We start from the raw sequence: 24,372 nt of genomic DNA, 5'->3' as shown, positions 1-24,372 counted from the left end.
AAGCATTTGAAGACCAAGTAAGAGAAATTTTATATAACTAAATACACAAATTATTACAGTTTGAAATTAGTTCAATTTAATATTGCAATTTAAGCTTATAATTATTTATGTGATTAAAGGTAAAATAAGAAGTATAGAATTAGAAATCTCAGTATTTATTTTGAATAGATTGATTAATACCTAATATATGATATAATTAATAATAATTACTAATAATATAGTGAGGTGTTAAAATGGATAATGTCTTAATTGCTTTTTTATTAACTTTATTTGCAGGATTATCAACGGGAATAGGAAGTGCATTAGCTTTTTTTACTAAAAAGACCAATACATCATTTTTGGCTACTTCCTTAGGATTTTCTGCAGGAGTTATGATCTATGTCTCTTTTGTAGAGATTGTCCCTAAGGCTCAGGACTCTTTAGTAGCTGCTTTAGGTACTAAAGGAGGAGAGTGGGCTACAGTAGGATCTTTCTTTTTAGGGATTGCCCTAATCGCAATTATAGATAAATTTGTTCCTGAGGCAGAAAATCCTCATGAGGCTCGAGATAAAAAAGATATTAGAGATATGCAAGATGATACAATAGATGATAAGAGCCAACTCTTAAGAATGGGGCTCTTTTCAGCATTAGCGATTGCTATACATAACTTTCCAGAGGGTTTAGCTACCTTTGCCTCAGCTTTATCAGATCCAACTTTAGGAATATCTATTGCTATAGCTGTGGCGATACATAATATTCCTGAGGGTATTTCAGTTTCGGTACCAATTTATCATGCTACAGGTGATAAGAAGAAGGCCTTTATATACTCCTTTTTATCAGGTGTTGCTGAACCTTTAGGAGCAATTTTAGGCTATTTTGTCTTTAGAGCTTTCTTTAGTGATTTAACCTTTGGAGTCTTATTTGGAAGTGTGGCAGGGATTATGGTCTTTATCTCTATAGACGAATTATTACCTACCTCGCGAAAATATGGCAAAGGTCATCAAGTGATTTATGGTTTTGTAGCAGGAATGGCTGTAATGGCATTGAGTTTATTGTTATTTTAATCTTAAATAGTAATTGGCTGATAAGAGAAGAGAAGGAGTGATTTTATGTTTTTGGAATGGTTTCAAGGATTAAATCCTGTGATGCAAGCTTTATTAGCAACTATCTTTACTTGGCTTTTAACTGCTTTAGGAGCAGGGGTAGTCTTCTTTTTTAAAGAAGTAAATAGGAAATTTTTAGATGGAATGTTAGGTTTTGCAGCTGGAGTAATGATTGCTGCTAGTTTTTGGTCATTATTGGCTCCTGCTATTGAAATGTCTGAAAATTTGGGGGTTCCTGGGTGGATTCCAGCAGTAGTTGGATTTTTATTAGGAGGAGTATTTTTAAGGGCTGTAGATAGATATCTACCCCATCTCCATCCTGGCTTAGCTAAAGGAAAAGCAGAAGGGATCAAGACCAGTTGGGAGAGAAGTGTTTTATTAGTACTTGCAGTAACTCTGCATAATATTCCTGAAGGTTTGGCTGTGGGAGTAGCTTTTGGAGCAGTAGGTGCTAATCTACCTTCAGCTTCTTTAGCAGGAGCAATAGCCTTGGCTATCGGTATAGGTATTCAAAATTTTCCGGAAGGAACGGCTGTATCTGTCCCTTTAAGAAGAGAAGGATTATCACCAATGAAGAGCTTTATGTATGGGCAGGCATCAGGAATAGTTGAACCAATTGCAGGGGTACTTGGTGCAGCAGCAGTATTGCTGATGAGACCGATTTTGCCTTATGCTTTAGCCTTTGCTGCAGGAGCAATGATCTTTGTAGTAGGTGAAGAGTTGATTCCTGAATCACATCAAGAAGGTAATAGCCATATAGCTACAGCGGGATTGATGTTGGGATTTGCAGTGATGATGTCTTTAGATGTAGCGTTAGGCTAAAAAAACAAATTATAGTTAAGAGTTTATTAGATATCTATGGCTTGTAGTAATGGGATTGAGTTTATTTGTAATTTAATTAATAAAGGGAAGTGTAGATATCTACACTTCCCTTTATTAATTATTTTGGATTGTACATACCACGACTTTGCATATAATTGAAGATTCCTTCTCCATGCTCTTGTTCTTCTTTTTGGATATGATTTAGTACCTTTCTAGCTTCTGAGTTAGTAAATTCAAAGATGCTAGTATTATAAGTAGAAGACACATATTTTTCTGTCATTAGCTGATCAGTACATAGTTTGTAGTCAGTAGGATTACCAGTCTGACCTTGGCTGATCTGAGGTTGATTATTTTGCTGTTGCTTTCCTTGATTCATCTGAGGGATAGTACCATTTAGCATCTGGCTAACAGTATCAAAGTGTTGTTGTTCTTGGTCTGCATAATAATTAAATAGTGCTTTTAATTCTGGGTCTTGAGCTTGATTTGCATAATCTTTATACTTCTGAATACAGATCTCCTCATGGCTTTTCTGGTCTTCTAGAAGAGTTCTTTCTTTTTGAGTGAGTGTAATTTGTGTCAAGATATCGCCTCCTTTGTTAGTTTATTTTTTGTAACTATAGATTTTTTTATTCTGATTTTTAAATTTAGATTTAGTTATTAATATAAAGAGGAGTAGCTTTCATTTTCTTGAATATATAATTATTGAGTTATGCTTATTTACTAATTAAAGATTTATTCTTTATCCTATTTCTCTAGCTAAGAGTTAGGAGTTTTTTTATGTTAAAGTTATTTAAATCTATTGGGAGGTAGAGGTATTGAAATTAAAATCTAATTTGACTATTATATTTTTGTTGGTGTTTGTAATATTTTTATTTAATAATATATCCTATGGGGAAGAGGAATATCAAGAGATTTATTTTCGTGGTAAAGTTATTCAAGTAGAAAATCTTGATTCAGATAAGGAGGGTGAAATTTCATTAGAACAAAGGTCAAAAGTATTAATAACAAGTGGAAAGTATAAAGGGAAACAGATTGAGATAAATAGTTTTTATAAGGAGAATCATCCTTATATGAATTTAAAGGTAGAAGAGGGAATGAAGGTTCTCTTAGTGACTAATCAAGCAGAGGATGAGTTAGGTGAGGTCTATTTACATGATGTAATTAGAGACCATGGGGTCTATTATTTAATTGCAATTTTTGCAGTACTATTATTAATAATTGGGAGAGGACAAGGTTTAAAGACAATCATCACTCTAGTATTTACGGGAGTAATAATTGTAAAAATGATGCTTCCTTTGCTTTTGCAAGGTAAGGATCCAATCTTTGTAGCAGTTATCTCGGCTATTGTGATTATTGTCCCTACTTTACTGACTATAGGTGGAATCAATTCTAAATCTGTTGCCTCAATTATAGGGACAGGCTTTGGTGTAATAACTTCAGGTATTCTGGCATTATGGATAGGAAAGATTGCTCATTTGACAGGGTTTAGTAGTGAAGAATCTAAGATATTAATTTACATGGATAGTGATATCAATATTAGGGGATTATTATTTGCGGGGATTATCATAGGTTCTCTTGGAGCCATAACTGATGTCTGTATGTCTATCTCATCAGCTATATCTGAGATGAAGCAGTTAAATAGATCTTTAGGCTGTAGCGAAATGTTCCAAGCTGGATTGAATGTTGGGCGCGATATTATGGGAACAATGTCTAATACCTTATTATTGGCTTATGTTGGTGGTTCGATACCTCTATTATTAGTTTTATTAGGCGCAGAGCTACCTTGGATTAGGATTATTAATATGGATATGATTGTTACAGAATTTGTCAGTGGACTTGCTGGTAGTATAGGGTTGATTATTTCTATTCCAGTGACAGCCTGTTTTGCTTCAATATTAATGTGGTTGGATAATTAACATTTTTACAATATATTCTATATATTATAACAGAATCAAATAGTAAATAAATTAAACAATCAAATTAAAGTATACCACAAATGACTATAATATATAGCTTTATTATAGGTAGATTGTTTGCGAAAGTTAAAAATAAATGGTAGAATTAAATGTAATAAACCAAGTAGGAAGGTAGGAAAATATATGTTTAAGAAGAATAGAACACTTGGAATAATTTTGATATTATTCATGTTAGTTACTGCTGGGAGTGTGGGTTTTTTCTTTCATAAAGCCCAAGCAAATCAAGTAAGTGAACTAAATATGTTTAAAAAGCTATTTGTAATTGTAGATTTAGTTAAAAGAAGTTATGTTGAAGAAACTGATATAGATACATTGTTAACAGGTGCTATTGATGGGATGTTGGAAAGTTTAGATGATCCTTATACTGTCTATCTACCACCACGAGATTTTGAAAATATGCAAGAAGAGTTTGATGGAAAATATGGTGGAATTGGAATAGTTATTACTATGAAGGATAAGCAGTTAACTGTGGTCTCTCCAATCACAGAAACTCCAGGAGAGCGGGCTGGTTTAGAAGGTGGAGATATGATTATGGCTATTGATGGTGTATCAACTAAGGATATGCCGATGGAAGAGGCTGTAGGGATGATGAAGGGGGAGCCTGGTACAGAGGTAACCTTAACTATTAAGAGAAAAGTATCAGAAGAAGAATCAGCTAAGGAGCCTAAAGAATTTGATGTAGATATTGTTCGAGAAGAGATAGAGCTATCTTATGTTAATTCTGAAATGAAAACAGATAAGATTGGCTATATCCGTTTATCCCAATTTATTGATGGTGTAGGTGAAGAGATTGCTACTGAGATTGAAAAGCTACATAAAGAGGGAGCTGAAGCTTATATCCTTGATTTAAGGAATAATCCAGGGGGATTATTGAGTGAAGCTTCTAAGGTAGCAAGTAACTTTATTGATAAAGGTTTTGTAGTTCATGTTAAAGAACGCCAAAGAGAGAAGACATCTATCCCAGTTTATAGTGGAATTACAGCAACAGATGCTCCATTGGTGATATTGGTAAATGGAGGAAGTGCTAGTGCCTCTGAGATTGTAACTGGAGCAATTCAGGATAATGAGCGTGGAGTTATTGTAGGAGAGAAGACCTTTGGTAAAGGTGTAGTGCAGAGTGTAATCCCATTATCTGATGGTTCTGCTGTAAAGTTGACTACTGCTAAATACTATACTCCAAAGGATAGATTTATCCATCATCAAGGAATTGAGCCTGATGTAGAGGTTAAGTATAACCCTGATACTGAAGCAGATGAACAATTAGATGAAGCAATTAAGATATTAGAGGATAAATTAAATTAGAGAGGACTTTGCTAATGAGTAGAGATAGGATATTAGTTGTTTTTCTTAGTCTAACTCTATTGTTCTTACTTACAGCTTGTAGTCAAGAGACTGAACCGGTAGTCAACCAAGATGAAGTAACAACGGATCAAGACCAAATAACTGAAACTATAGAGGTAGATTATACTACAACAATAGATGATTATAATAACTATATAGATAACCTTTTAAAGGATATGGGATTGAATAATGAAGAGTTTACTCTTCAAAGCTCAGAAGAGAAGAGGGAGAGAAAGGTTGATGATTATCATTTTACTTGGACATATAACTATCGTGAGTTAGAAATCCCTCTCTTTGGGAATAAGCTCAAACTATTAGAAACTATTAAAGGTGAAATCATCGATAAACTTGAAGATGAATTTGCGATAGTAGAGGCAGATTGGGTAGATGAAGAGCAGCAAGTGTTAAATATCAAGCTTGCCTTTAAACCTCAGTCTACAGGTGAGAAGATAATTACTCATCAGCTTAAATTAGTTCAAGCTAAGCCCAAGGCAAAACTAGCAATTATATTAGATGACTGGGGCTTTAATCGTAAAGGGACTGAAGAGATGTTGAGTATCAATCGACCTTTGACCATGGCTGTGTTGCCCTTTAGACCTCATTCTCAAAAGGATGCTAAATTGATTAAAGAAGCAGGCTTTGAGATGACTCTGCACCAGCCCCTAGAGCCAATGAATCCTGAGGTAAATCCTGGTGAAGGAGCTATTTATACCACTATGAGCAGTGAAGAGATTAAAGAGACCTTAGAGAAGAATTTAGCTAGCTTACCTGATGTATTAGGAGTCAATCATCATATGGGGTCTAAGGCTTCAGCTGATAGCCATGTCATGGCAGAGATTATGAATGTATTAAGAGAAAATGATTTATTTTATGTAGATAGCAGTACCTCCCATAAGTCAGTTGGATTTGAGACTGCTGTAGAATATGGAGTTCCAACAGCAGCAAACTATCTCTTTATAGATAATGTTGATAAGAAAGAAGCTGTTGAGAAGATGCTGCTTCGCTTAGCAAAGGTAGCCTTAAAGAAGAAAGAGTTAGTGATTATTGGTCATATACGGATGAATACTGCTTTAGCAATTCAAGAGATGATTCCTACTATTGAGGATATGGGAGTTAAGTTGGTTTATGTTTCAGAATTAGTTAGATAAAATAGTGAAGAGTAATGAGTTACGAGTGATGATTCAAAGCAGAAAGATTAGAAGTTTAAGAAGTTAGGGCACCTACAGTTGTAGGTGCTTTTTAACTATATTTAATTATAACTTAGGGTTTGTGTAATGATAGATAATGGGTATATTGCGATAGTTTTGCTACTAGCTTATAGCTACTGGTTATTAGCTAAGATCTTAAAAGCTAAAGGCTAGAAGCCAGCAGCTAGTAGCTAATAAAAAAGTGTCTTAATATCTCTATATTGTGTTATCTTATTATAGATTAATTATTATGAAAAGATGAGGTGAATATCATGTCTAAATTTAAATTAGTCTCTGACTACTCTCCAAAAGGGGATCAGCCAGCAGCGATTGAAAGCTTGACTAAAGGGATACAAGCTGGGATGAAGGAACAGACCTTATTAGGGGTAACTGGATCGGGTAAGACTTTTACTGTAGCAAATGTAATTGAGAAGGTACAGAAACCTACCTTAGTAATTGCTCATAATAAGACTTTGGCTGCTCAATTATGTAGCGAGTTTATTGAGTTCTTTCCTGAGAATAAGGTTGGTTATTTTGTCAGTTATTATGATTATTATCAGCCAGAGGCCTATGTACCTCAGACCGATACTTACATAGAGAAGGATTCTTCTATCAATGAAGAGGTTGATAAGATGAGGTTGGCAGCAACCAGTGCTTTATTTGAACGAGAAGATGTGATTATCGTAGCTAGTGTATCTTGTATCTATGGATTAGGTAATCCAGCAGATTACTTAGATTTGACCTGCCATTTAGAGCGAGGGATGATTAAGGATCGTAGTGATATTATCAGAGAGCTAATAGGTATTCAGTATAAGAGAAATCAAGTTGACTTTGCTCGGGGAACCTTTAGAGTCAATGGTGATGTAATTGAGATAATTCCTGCTTATGAAGATAAGGCATATCGAGTAGAGCTATTTGGTGATGAGATAGATCAAATTAGAGAGATAAATACTCTAACTGGAGAGATTTTAGGTACATTAGATGAATTGACTATTTATCCAGCTAGCCACTTTGTTACACCAGAGGATAAGATAGAACGGGCTTTAAAGGAGATTGAAGAGGAGTTGGAAGGGAGACTTGATTATTTAAGAAGTCAAGGTAAGTTATTAGAAGCTCAAAGATTAGAAGAGAGGACCAAATATGATATGGAGATGTTGGCTGAGGTTGGTTTCTGTTCAGGGATAGAGAACTATTCCCGCCTTTTAGAAGGAAGAGCAGAGGGGAGTCGACCCCAGACCTTGATTGACTATTTTCCTGATGATTTTCTATTAGTGATCGATGAATCCCATAAGACAATTCCCCAAATTGGAGGAATGTATGCTGGTGACCGCTCTAGAAAGGAGAAGCTGGTAGAGTATGGTTTTAGATTGCCTTCAGCTTTGGATAATAGACCTTTGCAGTTTGATGAATTTGAGAGCTTAATCAATCAGGCTATCTATATTTCTGCTACACCAGCTGCTTATGAATTAGACCATAGTCAACAGGTTGTAGAGCAGATTGTTCGCCCAACTGGATTGATAGACCCAGAGGTTGAAGTCAGACCTATCAAGAATCAGATTGATAATTTGTTAGATGAGATTCATCAGGTAATTGATATTGGTGAAAGGATTTTGGTAACTACCTTGACCAAGAAGATGGCAGAGGATTTGACTGCTTATCTGGAGCGAGCAGGGATTAAGGTCAGATACCTTCATTCTGATATAGATACTATTGAAAGGTTAGAAATTATTAGAGATCTAAGATTAGGTAAATTTGATGTTCTAGTGGGAATCAACTTATTAAGGGAGGGCTTGGATATTCCTGAAGTATCTTTGGTAGCAATCCTCGATGCCGATAAAGAAGGGTTTCTACGCTCTAATCGTTCCTTAATCCAGACAATTGGACGAGCTGCTCGTAATGCCAATGGTAAGGTAATCATGTATGCTGACAAGATGACCGATTCGATGAAAGAAGCCATTGGTGAGACCAATCGTCGTCGCAAATTGCAGATGGAGTTTAATCAGGAGCATGGAATTATACCACAGACTATTAGAAAAAAGGTTAGAGAGGTACTCCGTCCTGTAGATATGATTGCTGAAACAAGAGAAGAGTACAAGGTTGATGAAGAGGAGCTAGAGGAGATGTCAGAGGCAGAAATCTTAAGAGAGATTGCTGACTTAGAAGAAGAGATGGAGGAAGCAGCGGCAAATCTAGAATTTGAGTTAGCAGCTCAAATAAGGGATGAGATAGAGGAATTGAGAGATAAACTGTAAATTTTGATAGCACGGAGAGTTTTGGATTTTTAAAAACTCGGAGAAAGAACCTTGAGTTTGAACTAGCAGCTCAAATTAGAGACGAGATTGAGGAATTAAGAATTTATAGGTTTTATAGATATATATATTAAAAATTATTATAAAAAATAAAGTTAGCCACGAATTAGCACTAATTAAACACGAATAAGATATTAAAGAAATTAGTTTATAAATAAAATCTTTTGAATTATTCATGTAGATTGGTGAGATTCGTGGCAAAAAATAATTTGATTTATATTTTTGTAGAAATATTTAATCTAAATCATGTATTTTATCGACATTATAATCACCAATTCGTTCTATAGCTTCCTTTATGTCTTCATCTTTCATCTGGGTTCTCAGTGTTGCAGTTACACTTTTTTCCTTAGCATTAATATTAACAAATTTAATACTATCTATTTCCTGTAACTGAGTCTTAATTTTATCGGTAGATTCTTCATCAAAGGAACCATCAATGTATAACTTCTTTTTCATTTTAGCACCTCCTCTTAACTAGTTATCCTTAGTATAACCGATATTTTAATTTTGAATTTAAAGGGATAACTAGATTTCTAATTAGTATAAATTGATAAAGGCTTAATTAAAAAGCGCTTAAAAATAGATTAAAATTCAATTAAAAAGCAGGAATTGTTATAGTTATAGTCTAAATAGAATAAAGAGAATTGGATAATGTGAAATTATTAAGGAACTGTGAAGTATAACCTATATCTGGTCACCTTGGGTTATATGGAGTTAATGGTGAACCCACCCTATATTATATTTATAATATAGGGTTTTATTTTTTTGATTATAATTTAAGTTTTAAATAGAGAAGGGGTGATAAAATGATTAAGTGGAGTAGTGAGTTAGAGCTTGGATATCCAGAAATTGATATTCATCATCGGGTATTTTTAAAGACGATAAATAAATTTTTACAAGAATTAGATGGAGGAATTGATGATTTAAAAGAAAACTTAGAAAATCTCTTATATTTTCTAACTGATTATGTAGAAACCCATTTTTCTGAGGAAGAGGCAATTCAAAAGAAGATTAATTACTCTGCTTATGCTGAACATAAGCAGACACATCAAAAGTTAAGAGATGAGTTAGAGGGGTTAAAGAGGAAATACTGGGAATTAGTACATGATAGCTCTGATCTCTTTTTACTTAAATTATTTATAAGCAATTTAAAAGAGGATTTAATTAATAGATGGATAAAGCATACCAAAAATGAAGACCAACTTATATTTTTAAATTATGATGAGGATGCTATTTAAATTAGATTATCTATTTGAGAATCTTATTAATTTAAAATAAAAATTAATAAGGTTATTTCTTAAATTCTTCCCTGTGTGAGCCAATTCACAGAACTAAGATAAGAAAGAGATTATAATTTAATTAAGCTAAGAGCTAGAGTTTAATGGCTGAGGTCTTTATATAAATAAAATTACAAGGGGAGATTTAAATGGCTAAAAGACAAATTATTACGATTGATGAGGATAAATGTAATGGATGTGGATTATGTGTAACTGGATGTCATGAAGGAGCTTTACAAATAGTTAATGGTAAGGCTAAGCTGGTCAATGAGAGCTTCTGTGATGGATTTGGTGACTGTATTGGGGAATGTCCTACTGGAGCATTGGTGATTGAAGAGCGAGAGGCTAAAGAGTTTGACTTGGATGCAACAGCAGAGCATGTTAGAACTTTAAGAGGTGATGAGGCAGTTGAAGAGATGATGAAGGCTCAGGAGGTACATGAAGCTAAGGAAGAAGCTCCTAAGCATAATCATGGTGGAGGCTGCCCTGGAAGTAGAATGAGAGTAATGAAAAAACCTAGTGGTGGCTGTCCAGGAAGCCAAGCTAAGAGCTTGAAGAAAAATGATAATAATGGGGATTCTGATGTAGAGGTTCAATCAACATTACAACAATGGCCAGTACAGATTAGCTTATTATCACCTTTTGCACCATACTTTAAGAATGCTGATCTATTGATCACAGCAGATTGTGTACCTTTTGCTTATGGAGATTATCACCGTAAGTTATTAAAAGGAAAGGCAGTGGCAATTGGCTGTCCAAAGCTAGATGATGGTGATGCTTATGTAGATAAATTGGCAACAATTATTGCTAATAATGATTTAAAGAGTATTACTGTAGCTAGAATGGAAGTGCCTTGCTGTGGTGGAATGGTTAGAATTACAGAGGAAGCAGTTAAAAGATCTGGTGTAGATATAGAGGTTGAGATTGTAACTATTGGAATTAATGGAGAGCTTAAATAATTCAATAAATTGTATTATTAAACAGGCTGAGAAGCCTGTTTTTGCTTTGAGATATAATTATATTTGTTTTTGTTTGAAAGGAGATTAGCAACCTAACTAATAATGTTCTTTTTATTATTGGAGGAGCTTTAGGAATAGATATACAATTTGCTAGAATCTTCATGGTTAAACTGACTATTTTAATAGTCAGTTTTTATTTTGTTTCATAATGGAAAAATATAGGAGGTATAATTAAAGGTTGCTGAGTTCTTTGAGATGAGAAGATGATTTAAGATAAATAAATTAAAAATTTTAAGTTCTCTCTGTCAATTATTTTGAAAAAGAGAGAGAACACTTGACATCTAAAAATTTACATGATAGATTAAAAAAGTAATAAAAAGACAATATAAGTCCTTTGATAAAATTATATACAATAAAAGGAACCTTTTGTAGTATAGGTGTTGACTTAAATTAAAAAATATAGATATGATTTTGAAGATAAGCTTAAGTCTAAGTTTAAATATAAGTAAAGTATTAAAATAATATTTTATGTTTTCCTCAAGCTCAATCTTATACCTAGAATCTTACTTATCTATAGAAAGGAGAGATTATGGAATATATTCAATTTGCTTTTACTGGGATTAATATCTTAGCTACAGCTTTTTTAATTATGGTAATGAGCTACTGGGTTTTAATAATATTGGGGATCTTTTCTTTTGATGTTATTGAATTTGACTTAGATATAGATTTCTCGTCTAATATGTACTTTGATGGTGGAGTTGAGACAGAAGACCCAAGATTAGAGATTGGTCCAATCAGATATTACTTTCTGCGGATATTGAAATTTTTAAATCTTGGTTCTGTACCTATTATAATTTATGGGACTATTTTCTTTCTTCTATTATGGGTTTTGAGTATGTTGCTGTATTATAGCAATATTTCTCCAAGATCTATTTGGGGGCTCTTAGCATTTATACTAAACTGTATAATCTCAGCTTTTATAACTAAAGGGCTGACAGAACCTTTAAAGAAGTTTTTTAGTTCTATGGAAGATAGAAGTGATATTGAAATTATTGGACAGAGTTGTATCTTAAAATCTAATTTAAGTTCAGCAAATATTGCCCAAGCTGAGATTATAGTCGATGACTATCCTATTATAATAAATGTAAAATCATTGGGTGAGAGTATTATAAGAGGAAGTCGAGCAATTGTAATCTCTAAAGATAATAAGAAAGATATTTATATTGTAAGAGAGCAACTATAGTTATCGACTATAAGTTTATAGAAACTTACATAAGCTATATATGAGAATATTGTATATAAAGAAGTATAAAGCTTCTTTTATATAAAAAGATAATTTAAGGAGGAATATTAATTGGAAATTGGAATTTTGGATATGGGAATGTTAGAAATGATATTGTATGTAGTGGCAGGAGTTGCTTTTCTTATATTTATAGGATTTCCTATATTATTGACACTATTTTATAAGAAGGTGGATCAAGGAACTGCTATTGTTAAGAATGGAATTGGAGGGTCGAAGGTCTCCTTTACTGGGACTTGGATTATTCCAATCTTACACCATTGTGAATTGATGGATGTATCGATTAAAAGAGTAGAGATTGAAAGAAGTGGTAAGGCTGGTTTAGTATGTAAGGATAATTTAAGAGCTGATATTAAGGTTGCTTTTTTTGTAAGGGTAAATCATACTGAAAAGGATGTATTAAGGGTAGCTAAAGCTTTGGGGACTAAAAAAGCTTCTGATACTAATACTTTAATGGAGTTTTTTGATGCTAAATTTTCTGAGGCTTTAAAGACAGTTGGTAAGAAGTTTGAGTTTACTCAGCTTTATACTGAAAGAGATACCTTCAAGGAAGAGATTCTTCAAGTTATAGGAACTGACTTGAATGGTTATGTCTTAGATGATGCTGCGATTGATTATTTAGAACAGACAAATATAGCAAATTTAGATGAGAATAATGTACTTGACTCAGAAGGTATTAAAAAGATTATTGAATTAACTGCTGAGCAAGCAATCAGAGCCAATGAAGTTAAACGAAATAAAGAGAAAACGATTGTAAAACAGGATGTAAGTGCTAGAGAAGCCGTATTAGAGCTTCAAAGACAACAGGCTGAAGCAGAAGAGAAGCAAAAAAGAGAAATAGCTAATCTGAAATCAAGAGAAAATTCTCAGATAAAGATTGTAGAGGAAGAAGAACGCTTAAAGGCAGAAAGAACAAGAATTAAGACAGATGAAGAAATTTCAATTGCTGAAGAGAATAAAGATAGACAGATTATTATTGCTAGAATAGCTAAAGAGGGAACGGAGTCTGTAGAGCAAGAAAGAGCACAAAAAGAAACTGAGATAGAGAGAACAGAGAGAGAAAAGATAGTTTCACTAGCGGAGATAGCCAAGGAGAAGGATTTAGAAAAAGAGAAGAAGAGTATGCAAGAGGTAGTTAGAGAGAGGGTAATAGTAGAGAAATCGGTAGCTGAAGAGGAAGAGAAGATAAAAGATACTAGAGAGATAGCTCAAGCTAATAGAGAGAAGACGGTAAGTGTTACAAAGGCTGAAAGTGATGCCGAGGTTAAAGCAATTGATAAGATCAAACTTGCGGAAGCAGAGAAGAGAAGTGCTCAAGAATTAGCTGAGAAAGAGGTTATCATGGCAGATACTGAATTAAAGACCTCCCATAAAAAGGCTGAATCTATCAAGATCATGGCAGATGCCAAGGCTGAGGAAGCTTCTGTACAAGGAATCTCTGACTCTAGAGTAATGAAGGCACAAGCAGAAGCCTTTGAAGCAGACGGTGCTTCAAAAGCTAAGGTTGAAGAGATGCAAGCAGCAGCAGAAGCTAAAGCAATTAAGATTAAAGGTGAATCAGAAGCTCAAGTAACTAGAGAGAAGGCATTAGCAGAGGCAGAAGGAATCAATAAGAAAGCAGAAGCAATGAAGAAATTAGATGCTGTAGGAAAAGAGCATGAAGAGTTTAAATTAAAGCTGAATAAAGATAAAGAGGTAGAATTAGCAGAGATCAGCATTCAAGCCGAGATAGCCAGAGCACAGGCAGAAATAATGAGAGATGGCTTGAAGAATGCTAATGTTGATATTGTTGGTGGAGATTCTATCTTCTTTGATAAGCTAATAAATTCGATCAGTACTGGAAAGCAAGTTGATAGATTAGTCAACAACTCTAATGTTTTAACAGATGTAAAGGATACATTTTTTAGTGGTGATATAGATAATTTCCAAAAGCAATTAAAGACTTTAATTGATAGCTTTAATGTAGATTCTGAAGCTATCAAGAACCTTACAATTTCCAATGCTATAATGAAGTATATGGACAGTTCTAATGGTACTCCAAATACAGTTATTAGTAGAATTTTGGACAAAGCTAAAGAGCTTGGAGTAGAGAATGATCCAATAAAATCGATAATTGGGTAAGGGGATAGATATGAGCAAAGAGAGTAAAGAAGAGAAAAAACAAGAAGGTATTGCGACCTATAATGTTATTAAAAATAGGCTGCTAGAAAGTTCAGCAGAGTTGAAAGATAAGTTAGAAAGATTGAATCAAAAAAGAATTGAGATCTATGGGGAGACTAAAAATACTTTAAAGAAGAGTGAAGCTATAGTTACAGAGAATAGCTGTATACCTAGGGATATAGTTCCTGTAGGGAATAAGGTTATATTAGGGTATAATGTACATCTTGGATTAAAATCAGAAACTAAATTAAGTGATGTCTTCTCTGTATATACTTATAATGGAAGTAGATTTGCTAGAGAGGAGTACTCTTTATTAGATGATAAGCAGTTTAAAAGTGATTTTAGAGAGCTATATCAATATTATAAAGAGAGCTTTTTTGCTAAATTTCATGAGAAAGATAATTTTATTTATATGGTCTTTCAAAATGGGGAAAAGGTAGATGATATTAAAAGCTTTAAATGGCTGCTAAAAGAAGATGGTACTATAGAATATTTAGGAAATAGGTTCAGCCATGAAATTACATATCCTACCCAGCAAGAGATTGAATGGAAAGAGACTACAAGAGAAGACCAGGTTGCTGGTCTTCATCCCCATATTTCTATTGAAGATCGTGTATTTGTAGAGACTATTGGTGGAACCTTAACTTTAAAGATAGAGGACAATACAAATTCTGGAGAAGGAATTTATGCAGAAGAGGTAGAGCAGAAGGATCAGAAGCTTGATGATGCTGATGTCTTTTATGCTATAGTAGGAAATCTTATCTTACTTAAGATGAAGCCTTATCAAGAAGGTAATTATAGATATATTGTTTTCAATGAGAAGACAAAAGAGGTACAACGGATAGATTCTATCGGAAAATCGGTAGTATTACTTCCAGAAGATCATGGAATAATCTTTCCTGATGGAATCTTCCTGCAATCAGGAGGTTTTAAGAGGTTTGAACTAAACTATCAGAATATAGTTTTTCAGAATAAAAAAGCTTCAATCAATGGTGAAGACTATCAATATATCTTTTTTGATAAGGTAACAGGTGAGTATTATATTCATAATTATAATATCATTCATCAAGAGATTGAGACTCCAATAATCTGTAATGGCTATTCCCATTTTGATAATGGAGAGATGGTTATCTTTAAAGCAGGGCAAGAGCCTAAAAGAAATCATACTATCCAAATTTGGCAGACCTCCTTTGCTAAAGATATAGTCAAGGCAAAGGAAGAGGATAAAGATGGATTTTTATATAATATAGGAAATAAAGAGATAGTTAGATTGATGGCTGACTGTTATTCTCTCTATAATTTATCTAAAAAAGATGATAGCTACTATGGGTTGTATATAGATATAGTAAGAGATGCAGAAAAGATTATAAATAATTATTTTTGGGTAGATAAAGAGGAAGCTTTTAATCTAAAACAGTCTTTGCTTAAGATTAAAGAAGCAGGGGCAATTGCAATTAAAGAGTTTGATAAGGTTACGAAGATAAAAGAGAATACAGCCAATCAATATGAGCAAGTAAGAGAGAAAGTAGAGGATATAGCCAAAGCAATTGGCTACAATACCTTTGAAAATATAAATGATTTTGTAAAATATTTGACCAAAATAAGAAAAGTAAGAGGAGAAATTGCTGGATTAAAGGACTTACAGTTTATTGATGAAGAAAAGGTTGAAGCTTTATCCTTAAAGGTAAAGGAGAAGAATGATAAATTATCAGAGGATTGTGTAGAGTTTTTATTAGCTGATGATAGTTTAAACCCCTATATAGAATCGGTAGAAGAGATAGAGCTTCAATTAAACAATATTGAAAAAGTTATTGATGGAAGAGAATTGAATGAGAAGATAATAAAGGTATCAGAAGAACTAGAGCTCTTAATCAATATAGTAAATAGTTTGAAGATAGAAGATGCCACTAAGACCTCTGAAATAATTGATAAGATCTCTCTGCTTTTTTCTAATTTGAATCAAAGTAAATCAAAGTTGAAGAACAAGATAGATAATTTAAATGCTAAGGAGAAGGAGTCTGAGTTCTATTCTAAACTAAATTTATTGACTCATTCTGTATCCAACTATTTAGATCTATCTACTACTGTGGAAAAAACCGAAGACTATATGTCTAAGATAATAGTACAAATTGATGAATTAGAGAGTAAGTTCTCTGATTTTGATAATTTTGTAGTAATGCTAACAGAGAAAAGGGAAGAGATCATATCAACATTTGAATCAAAAAAGCAGCAACTATTAGAAAAGAAGAATAGAAAGATAGACTCTTTGGGCAATGCTGCTAAGAGAATCTTTAAAGGCTTAGAAAATATGGTCAAGTCTTTTGAAGAAGTAAGCTCGATCAATGAACTTCTTTCTACTAGTCCCATGGTAGATAAGATCAGAGATATTATAGAACAGTTAATAGAGCTTGGAGATAGTACCAAGGCTGATGATATTGAAAATAAGTTGAAGTCCTTGAAAGAGTCTAGCATCAAGCAGTTAAAGGATAAAAAGGAACTATTCTTAGATGAAAATACTATCAAATTTGGAGATAATCATTTTCTAGTCAATAGTCAGAAGCCTGAACTGAGTCTGCTAAAAAAAGAAGATGGATTTTATTTTCATATCTCGGGTACCGATTTTTGGGAGAAGGTAAATGAAGAGGAGTTTACTAAATATAAAGAGGTTTGGGAGCAGAAGGTTATATCTGAAAATGATGATGTCTATCGGGCAGAATTTTTGGCCTATAATATCTTCAAGGGATATCAAGAGGATAATTCTTTAGAAGAATTATATCAGAAAGATGAGAAGGCTTTAAGCAGTGTAATAAAGGATTATATAGAGAACCATTCTAAAGAATATTATACTAAAGGTGTCCATGACCATGATGGAACAAAGATATTAAGTGCTTTGGTCGATACCTATCTAGAATTAGAGTTGGCTTCCTACAATCCCAAAGTTAGAGCCATTGCAAATCTATTTTGGGAATGTGAATTAGCCGAAGATAGAAAAGAAAAACTAGAGAATAGATTAAGGACTGTCAATCTTATAGCAAAATACTCTAAGCGGGGATTGGTAGGGGGATTTATTCCAGCGTTGGCTCAAAAGATAGGAGCCTTTGTAGCTAAGAATCGTTGGATAGAGTCCCATCAATTTACTAAGGTTGCTGAGTACCTTGCTAAAGAGATAAGTCAGCATGAGAGCTTTGTATTAAGTACAGAAGCAGCAGAAGCATATGAAGATTTTAATAACTTCCTTATCTCAATGGGGGCTAAAGGAGATTTTAAGAAGTCTTTAGAGAATTTAAAGGATGATTTAGAAGGAAAATATATTTTAGTCAATGAATGGGTCAAATCTTATCTGTATGAGAGGAAGTTAGAGTTTAATGATTATCTTTATGAAGTGATATCTATTTTAATCTTAGGTGATTATGCTAAGCGGAGAATAATCAATAAAAAGTCTGAGATAGCCATAGATAAGTTAGTAGGAACTCATCAATCTATTGAGAATGGTCAATATAAGGTAAATATTGTAGAGTTTTTTGATAAGCTAGATAATTTTAATGATAATATTATCCCTCAATATGAAGAGTTTCAGAAATTAAAGCTTGAGAAGATTGAAGCTATCAAGAATCAGATTAATTTTAAATCACTACAACCAAAGGTATTGACTTCCTTTGTAAGAAGTAAGTTAATTGACCAGGTTTATCTGCCTTTAATTGGAGATAACTTAGCCAAACAGATAGGTACAGCTGGAAAGAGCAAGAGAACTGATAATATGGGGATGTTGTTGATGATATCTCCACCTGGTTATGGTAAGACTACTTTGATAGAGTATATTGCCAACCGATTGAGTATGATGCTAGTCAAGATAAATTGCCCAACTATAGGTCATGGTGTTACTTCTCTTGACCCAGCCGAGGCTGAGAATGCCAGTGCTAGAGAAGAGTTGAAAAAGTTGAATTTAGCCTTTGAAATCGGCAATAATGTGATGATTTATTTAGATGATATTCAGCATTCAAATCCAGAGTTTTTGCAGAAGTTTATCTCCTTATGTGATGGACAGAGAAAGATTGAAGGTGTCTATAAAGGAATTAGTAAGACCTATGAATTTAGAGGGAAGAAGGTTGCTGTAGTAATGGCTGGAAACCCTTATACTGAGAGTGGAGATAAGTTTAAGATTCCTGATATGCTAGCAAATAGAGCCGATGTATATAATCTAGGAGATATGCTAAGGGAGAATGAGCAAGCCTTTAAGCTAAGCTATATAGAGAATGCTATTACCTCAAATAGTTACTTGAACAAGATATATATGAAGTATCCTGAGGATATCTATAAGTTAATTCAAGCTATTGCTACAGGTGATAGAGGTGATATTAACTTAACTGGTAGCTATACTGAAGAGGATATAGAAGAGGCTTTAAAGGTCTTAGAGAGCTGTCTGAAGATAAGGGATGAGATATTAAAGGTAAATATGGAGTATATCTATTCCTCTTCCCAAAGTGATGAATATCGAACAGAGCCCCCCTTTAAGCTCCAAGGCTCTTATAGAAATATGAATAAGATTGTGGAAAAGGTAGTCCCCATTATGAATGATAGTGAGATAGATAGGCTAATAGAGAATAGCTATAACAATGATGCTCAGACTTTAGCAACTGAAGCAGAAGCAAGTTTATTGAAGTTCTATGAAATTACTGATAGAATGAGCGAAGAAAGAAAGACAAGATGGACAGAGATAAAGGAGATCTATTTGAAGAAGAAGTCAGAAGAAGATGGTCAAAGGATAATAGAAGTGATAAGAGAATTGAATAATATAGGAGAAAATTTGAAATTAATAGGGAGTAGTATGAAAAATAGTTGATTTTTTAAAGAGAAATAGCTGTAAATTTATTTGTTTTGTTGTAAAAGTATTAATAATAGAGAAGAATATGAGACAGTTATTTCAGTTTTTTAAGATAAAAAGCAGATAATAATAGAGGAATAAAGAGAGGATTCTCAGTTTTTAGTAGAATCCTCTCTTTATTTTTTGCTTTATAAATTTTATTTTATAAAAAACAATTGACAAGGCATTAAAAGAGGAGTAAAATGATAATCAAGATATGTAATAGTTATAATAGTTACTACTATTACATGTAATAAACTAAGAGGAGGGTGAATAAAATGGATGGCAAAGTTAACTTAATTGGACAATTTGCAACAGATTGGATTAAATATAGTGATTATGAGATTAAGGAAAACTCAGTAGGGGAAATTTATATTATTCCAGCTAAAGAAGCAAGTTTTACTATGTATAATCCCTTCAATGTAGCAGAAGATTTAATTTTGGATTTAATAAATCTTGGTGATAGTGCCTTAAAATTAGCAGAAGATAATCAAGATGATCAAGAGAAATTAAATAATGATATCTTGATATTTGCTAGAAAATATGGCTTATTGGGTTTGATAAGTGCTAGTGTATATAATCGAAATATCATAGGTGATAAAAAGGTCTTATTGATTGAAAATAACTTGATTAATAAAGAAAAGATGATGGATGAGAGCGATTATTTAAGTCAATTTACTCCTTTTACAGAAGAAGGGGATATTGTAATTAAAGAGTACAGAAATAGTGTAGATGTAGTAAAAAGAGAGGATTCACCTAAGTACTATGGTAAGCGACCTCTTGTCTTAGACCTTGTTTTTTCAAGATTTTATTCTGAACAGCTTAAGTGGATAATAGATTTTGCTAAGATGATCTCTTCACATTTTAATCAATTATTAATATATCAAAATGAAGCTGGTAATTTAACTGAAAATGTTACAATTATGGCTGGCAAGTTTCAAGCACATAAGATTGGTTTTACAATAAATCAATTGGATAAGACCAATATTGCTTGGCAGTTTGATTCACTAAAAACTGCTATTGAAACAGTCTATGCCTTTGCAGTTACTGATGAATCAACATTGATTAATAGATGTAAGTACTGTGATAGTGCCTTTATCTCCAATAATACTAGAACTAAATATTGTAGTGTATCCTGTAGGAATTGTGCTAATGTCCAAAAGAGTAGGGAAAGAAAAGCCAAGGATTCTTAAAGAATAAAAACTGATGAGATGAATTCATCTCATCAGTTTTTACCTGTTAAACATATAATACTTATTCACTACGCTTTGAAGAGTAATAATAGGGTGGTACTTTAATCCAGCCTCTTTTTCGCATCAATGAATTGAGCATAGCTCCAAACTTGACTCTTGCTAAGAGAAAATTTAACCACATAGTACCAATATCGGATCTAATTGCTTGGCTGATACCGGAGGCACATAGAGTAATAGCTGAGACAACTTTAAGGGATAGTCCATTAGCAATCTCATCATCAGTCAGCTTTACTCCTGAAGGAACATCATCTGGATTAGAACGTGGTTTAGGGGTTGGAGTTGGGGGTAGAGAGATACCTTCTTTTTTAAAGAGATCTTCTATCTTAGCAACTTGTTTGCTACAATCTTCAAAGCTATGTTTTAAGGCAACTATTAGTTCATCATCGGTAGTTGTATTTAGGGCTATCTCTACATAGCGATTTGCTTCAGTTAGTGTACCATGGTAAAGCCATAAATTCATTACCTCTCCTATATGCATTGGACTTTTAGGCTCATCATCTGTTACATTTCCTAAGATTCCTGTTAAAGCATCTTTGATGGTGGTCACTTGAATCTCACCTCCTGCACTTATTTTTCTCAAGGTATTTTTTATTATTCATTAGTACAGATTAATCTTGAATTTTATCATGTTCAAGAATAAAATTATTGTAATAACAGAAAAGAAAGGGAGAATAATTTATGAATATAGATTTAAAGATAGGTGATGAAATAAAAGTAAAATCTAATGTAAAGTGCCCAGGTGATGAAGAAATTTCAATAGGAGGATAGTCAGGTTTTAACTTTTAATACCATAAAAATTAGGATATAATAAAATTGAGGTGATAATAGTGAAGCTACCCTATGGAATTTCTGATTTTAGAGCCTTACGTGAAGAAGGTTATTTATATATTGATAAGACAAGTTATATTGAGAAATTGGAGAAGTTATCAGCTAAGTATCTCTTTTTTATCAGACCGAGAAGATTTGGCAAGAGTCTATTTTTATCTACTTTAAGCCATTATTATGATATTAACCAGACGAATAATTTTGAGAAGCTATTTGGTGATTTATACATAGGTCAAAATCCAACTAAATTAAGAAATAGTTATCTTATTTTAAAGTTAAATTTTTCAGGGTTAAATACAGATAATGAAGATAGATTAGAGAATTCCTTTAGATTAAGTTTAATTGATGCGATTTTTGATTGTTTAGATAGGTATAAAAAATATTTTGATAATGGATTAGAAATTAAAGCTAGAATAAAGGATATTGAAGATATAGGTGCTATTTTAAGTATTTTTATCACAGCAGTAAAGAAGTTAGAGCAAAAAGTTTATTTAATAATTGATGAATATGACCATTTTGCTAATGATATAATTGCTATGGGTGAAAGTAAATTTTATAAAAATATCATCAGAGCAACTGGTTTTGTCAGAGATTTTTATGAGACAGTTAAGATAGGAACTGAAAGTGTAATAGATAGAATCTTCATTACTGGAATTTCTCCAATTATGCTTGATGATCTGACTAGTGGCTTTAATATAGCTAGTAATTTGACTATGAATCCTATACTTAATGAGATGCTAGGTTTTACAGAAGATGAGGTAAATAGAATTATAAGTGAATTTAATATGATTGATGACAAATTATCCTTAGTTGAATTGAAGAATAATTATAATGGTTACTTATTTAATCATCGTGGGAAAAAGAGGGTTTATAATCCAGATATGGTCTTGTATTTCTTTAATCAGTGGCAGATGACCGGTTTTTATCCAGAGGATTTAATAGATGAGAATGTAAAGACCGATTATGGTAGGCTAAATCGCTTAGTTAGCAATGAAGAGAATAGATGGGTCTTAGAAGAGATTATCTTGAATGAAGGTATAGTAGCTGATCTTGTTACTAAGTTTTCTTTCGATAGGATGTATGATGATGAATACTTTGTTTCACTCTTATTTTATATGGGATTGTTGACAATAGATAGGCGAGAGAGGATGAGACTCTTTTTAAAGATACCTAATTATGTGGTTAAGACTATCTTTTGGGAATATATTGAGAAGAGTTTAGAAAGTAGGTTTGAGATTAGATTAAGTACCAACGAATTAAGAAAATCTATAGAAAATTTGGCTTATGATGGTCAGATAAAGCCTTATATCGACTATATAAGTGAGAATGTTTTAAAGAGGTTATCGAATCGAGATTTACAGAACTTCGATGAGAAGTATATTAAGGTAATATTATTTTCCTATCTTGTTGATAGTAAGGCGTACAAGCCAGTCAGTGAAAGAGAGGTAGAGAAGGGTTATATTGATATCTACTTAGAGAAGGATTTAAGAATGCCAGATGTGGAGTACGAATGGATTATTGAGCTGAAGTATTTGAAGAAGAGTGATAGAGATAAGCTAGATGAGGTCAAAGCGGAGGGGTTAAAGCAGTTAGAGGATTATGCAAGGAGTAAGAGTTTTGAGGATAGGGAGAAGGTGAAGAAGGCTTTGTTGATTTTTGTGGGCAAGGAGGAGTATTATTTAATTGAGGGTTAATAAAAGATATATTATTTGAATTAGTTGGTAAATTAGTTGTTTTTATATGTATATATGTGTGTGGATTTAGAGTGAAATTCAATGGGGATATTGCGACACTTTTCACTTTGGTAGTTAGGGGTTAGGTGGTTAGATTTTACTAACTCCTACTCACCTGCCTTCTAAATGTCGCTTTTTCTCTATATAGAATCATAGTTAACTTTTATTTTAGATCCAGAAATCATAATATAAGTGAGGTTAATTTTTATAATCCATCTGCTTTCTAATCTTTTCTTTAACCTCATAACCTGCCAATTTTTCACAGAGATATAGTCCTAAATCGATTGAGGAGGTCACACCTCTGGCAGTGATAATATTCCCTTCATCAATAATTCTCTGACACAAGACCTCTTGACAATAGCCTTCAAGCTCTGTAAAGGCATTAGGATGGGTAGTAGCCTTTTTATCCTGTAATAATCCTGCTGCTCCTAATAATAAAGAACCAGTGCAAACAGATACGATCAAATCACAGCCTTTAGCCGTTTTAATCCATTCTAGGAAATTAGTATCTTTAATTAAAGTTCTAGTTCCAAATCCACCTGGGATAATGACTAAATCAAAATTACTGAGGTCGACTGCTGTTTTGGTAGCAGTGAACTTTAAGCCTGTAAATTCATTAATCTCCTGTTGAGAATAAGAGCAGATTTCCCATTCTAACTCTGGGATAAAGCCCATAGTCTTTAGTCTGACTAGGGGATCATAAATCCCAATCAAATCTAATGCAGTCATTCCCTTAAAAATTACAAAAGCAACTTTCATTATATTCACCTCTACTTTAAGATAATTCTATTGTCATCCAAATTATTTCATCTTTTTTATCAGGTTGAACTTCATCTTCTACAAAGCCCATTCTTTTATAAAATCCCAGCCCTGTTCTACTACTAGGCACATGGAGTTTTTCTATATCTTTTTTCTTAATAGATATTAACAAATGATTAAACATAAGCCTACCTATTCCTTGACCATGTAATTCAGGCTTAACAAAAAAATTAGATATAGAATATTTTGGGGAATCATTATCACCAAAATTAGCAATTGCTCCTGTACTAATAATTTCATTATCTTTTTTGACTACATATATTTCTTTCCATTTCATTTGCTCTTTTAATCTTTCTGGCTTATTATGTTCCTTAAATTTTTCAACGATCTCTTTTGAATGATGATTTATCATAACTTCATCAAAGTTTCTTCTAATTAATTCCCAGACTAACTCAATATCATCTTTCCTTATCTCTCTGATTTTCATCATAAGTTCCCCCTATTTCAAGGTTAAAAGCTGATTTCACT

18 protein-coding genes, 1 pseudogene and 1 riboswitch are annotated in these 24,372 nt (G+C 33.0%); of the genes and pseudogenes, 14 read left to right on the top strand and 5 right to left on the bottom strand.

Annotated features, from left to right (window positions below):
- Positions 1-233 precede the first annotated feature (233 nt).
- Positions 234-1,043: a zinc transporter ZupT gene (gene zupT, locus BX659_RS15490; RefSeq protein ID WP_097019226.1), complete on the top strand. Its 810-nt coding sequence runs from the start codon at positions 234-236 to the stop codon at positions 1,041-1,043.
- Positions 1,044-1,094: 51 nt separating this feature from the next.
- Complete coding sequence (locus BX659_RS15485; protein ID WP_172431988.1) at positions 1,095-1,904, top strand: ZIP family metal transporter; 810 nt, start codon at positions 1,095-1,097, stop codon at positions 1,902-1,904.
- 118 nt (positions 1,905-2,022) lie between these two features.
- On the opposite strand, the gene BX659_RS15480 is transcribed toward BX659_RS15485, so the two are convergent.
- The gene (locus tag BX659_RS15480) at positions 2,023-2,484 is read right to left on the bottom strand and encodes a spore coat protein (protein WP_097019224.1); all 462 of its coding nucleotides are present in this window, start codon (positions 2,482-2,484) and stop codon (positions 2,023-2,025) included.
- A gap of 235 nt (positions 2,485-2,719) precedes the next feature.
- On the opposite strand from BX659_RS15480, the gene BX659_RS15475 reads away from it, so the two are divergent.
- The 5 genes and pseudogenes from BX659_RS15475 to BX659_RS19730 all read left to right on the top strand — a co-directional run.
- A complete protein-coding gene (locus tag BX659_RS15475) occupies positions 2,720-3,820 on the top strand; it encodes a YibE/F family protein (RefSeq protein ID WP_097019223.1) in 1,101 nt (366 codons plus the stop codon).
- 183 nt (positions 3,821-4,003) lie between these two features.
- Entirely contained in the window at positions 4,004-5,182 is a 1,179-nt protein-coding gene (locus BX659_RS15470; protein WP_097019222.1) for a S41 family peptidase, read from the top strand.
- 14 nt (positions 5,183-5,196) lie between these two features.
- A complete protein-coding gene (locus BX659_RS15465) occupies positions 5,197-6,369 on the top strand; it encodes a divergent polysaccharide deacetylase family protein (protein ID WP_097019221.1) in 1,173 nt (390 codons plus the stop codon).
- A gap of 311 nt (positions 6,370-6,680) precedes the next feature.
- Positions 6,681-8,660 carry an excinuclease ABC subunit UvrB gene (gene uvrB / locus BX659_RS15460; protein WP_097019220.1) on the top strand — a complete coding sequence of 660 codons (1,980 nt, stop codon included), beginning with the start codon at positions 6,681-6,683 and terminating at the stop codon, positions 8,658-8,660.
- Positions 8,661-8,704: 44 nt separating this feature from the next.
- Positions 8,705-8,791: pseudogene (locus BX659_RS19730) on the top strand (UvrB/UvrC motif-containing protein); the annotation flags it as partial.
- A 160-nt stretch (positions 8,792-8,951) separates the two neighbouring features.
- On the opposite strand, the gene BX659_RS15450 reads toward BX659_RS19730, so the two are convergent.
- Positions 8,952-9,173 (bottom strand): cation transporter, encoded by a 222-nt coding sequence (locus BX659_RS15450; protein WP_097019219.1) that lies wholly within the window; start codon positions 9,171-9,173, stop codon positions 8,952-8,954.
- A 201-nt stretch (positions 9,174-9,374) separates the two neighbouring features.
- Positions 9,375-9,458: riboswitch (cyclic di-GMP riboswitch) on the top strand.
- Between the two features lie 65 nt (positions 9,459-9,523).
- On the opposite strand from BX659_RS15450, the gene BX659_RS15445 reads away from it, so the two are divergent.
- The 6 genes from BX659_RS15445 (at position 9,524) to BX659_RS15420 (ending at position 20,467) form a co-directional block, all read left to right on the top strand.
- The gene (locus BX659_RS15445) at positions 9,524-9,955 is read left to right on the top strand and encodes a bacteriohemerythrin (RefSeq protein ID WP_097019218.1); all 432 of its coding nucleotides are present in this window, start codon (positions 9,524-9,526) and stop codon (positions 9,953-9,955) included.
- A 188-nt stretch (positions 9,956-10,143) separates the two neighbouring features.
- On the top strand, positions 10,144-10,953 hold the full coding sequence (locus BX659_RS15440) for an ATP-binding protein (RefSeq protein ID WP_097019217.1): 810 nt from the start codon (positions 10,144-10,146) through the stop codon (positions 10,951-10,953).
- 589 nt (positions 10,954-11,542) lie between these two features.
- Positions 11,543-12,196 carry a hypothetical protein gene (locus BX659_RS15435; protein ID WP_097019216.1) on the top strand — a complete coding sequence of 218 codons (654 nt, stop codon included), beginning with the start codon at positions 11,543-11,545 and terminating at the stop codon, positions 12,194-12,196.
- 111 nt (positions 12,197-12,307) lie between these two features.
- A complete protein-coding gene (locus tag BX659_RS15430; RefSeq protein WP_253250801.1) occupies positions 12,308-14,374 on the top strand; it encodes a flotillin family protein in 2,067 nt (688 codons plus the stop codon).
- 10 nt (positions 14,375-14,384) lie between these two features.
- Positions 14,385-19,253, top strand: coding sequence for a DNA repair ATPase (locus BX659_RS15425; protein ID WP_253250800.1), 4,869 nt, complete (start codon positions 14,385-14,387; stop codon positions 19,251-19,253).
- Positions 19,254-19,552: 299 nt separating this feature from the next.
- Positions 19,553-20,467 carry a hypothetical protein gene (locus BX659_RS15420; RefSeq protein ID WP_097019214.1) on the top strand — a complete coding sequence of 305 codons (915 nt, stop codon included), beginning with the start codon at positions 19,553-19,555 and terminating at the stop codon, positions 20,465-20,467.
- Positions 20,468-20,528: 61 nt separating this feature from the next.
- Here the strand turns inward: BX659_RS15420 and BX659_RS15415 are convergent, their stop codons facing one another.
- Positions 20,529-21,074 carry a DUF3231 family protein gene (locus tag BX659_RS15415; protein ID WP_216358848.1) on the bottom strand — a complete coding sequence of 182 codons (546 nt, stop codon included), beginning with the start codon at positions 21,072-21,074 and terminating at the stop codon, positions 20,529-20,531.
- Positions 21,075-21,351: 277 nt separating this feature from the next.
- On the opposite strand from BX659_RS15415, the gene BX659_RS15410 reads away from it, so the two are divergent.
- A complete protein-coding gene (locus tag BX659_RS15410) occupies positions 21,352-23,046 on the top strand; it encodes an AAA family ATPase (protein WP_097019229.1) in 1,695 nt (564 codons plus the stop codon).
- A gap of 237 nt (positions 23,047-23,283) precedes the next feature.
- Here the strand turns inward: BX659_RS15410 and BX659_RS15405 are convergent, their stop codons facing one another.
- Both BX659_RS15405 and BX659_RS15400 read right to left on the bottom strand, forming a co-directional pair.
- Positions 23,284-23,844, bottom strand: a complete 561-nt coding sequence (locus BX659_RS15405; RefSeq protein WP_097019213.1) for a DJ-1/PfpI family protein — start codon at positions 23,842-23,844, stop codon at positions 23,284-23,286.
- Positions 23,845-23,860: 16 nt separating this feature from the next.
- Positions 23,861-24,331: a GNAT family N-acetyltransferase gene (locus BX659_RS15400; RefSeq protein ID WP_097019212.1), complete on the bottom strand. Its 471-nt coding sequence runs from the start codon at positions 24,329-24,331 to the stop codon at positions 23,861-23,863.
- Between the last annotated feature and the right edge of the window lie 41 nt (positions 24,332-24,372).

The sequence above is a fragment of the Orenia metallireducens genome, assembly GCF_003001995.1.
Lineage (GTDB): Bacteria > Bacillota > Halanaerobiia > Halobacteroidales > Halobacteroidaceae > Orenia > Orenia metallireducens_B.
The sequence above is the reverse complement of the archived record's forward strand: the minus strand, read 5'-3'. Positions and strand labels throughout refer to the sequence as shown.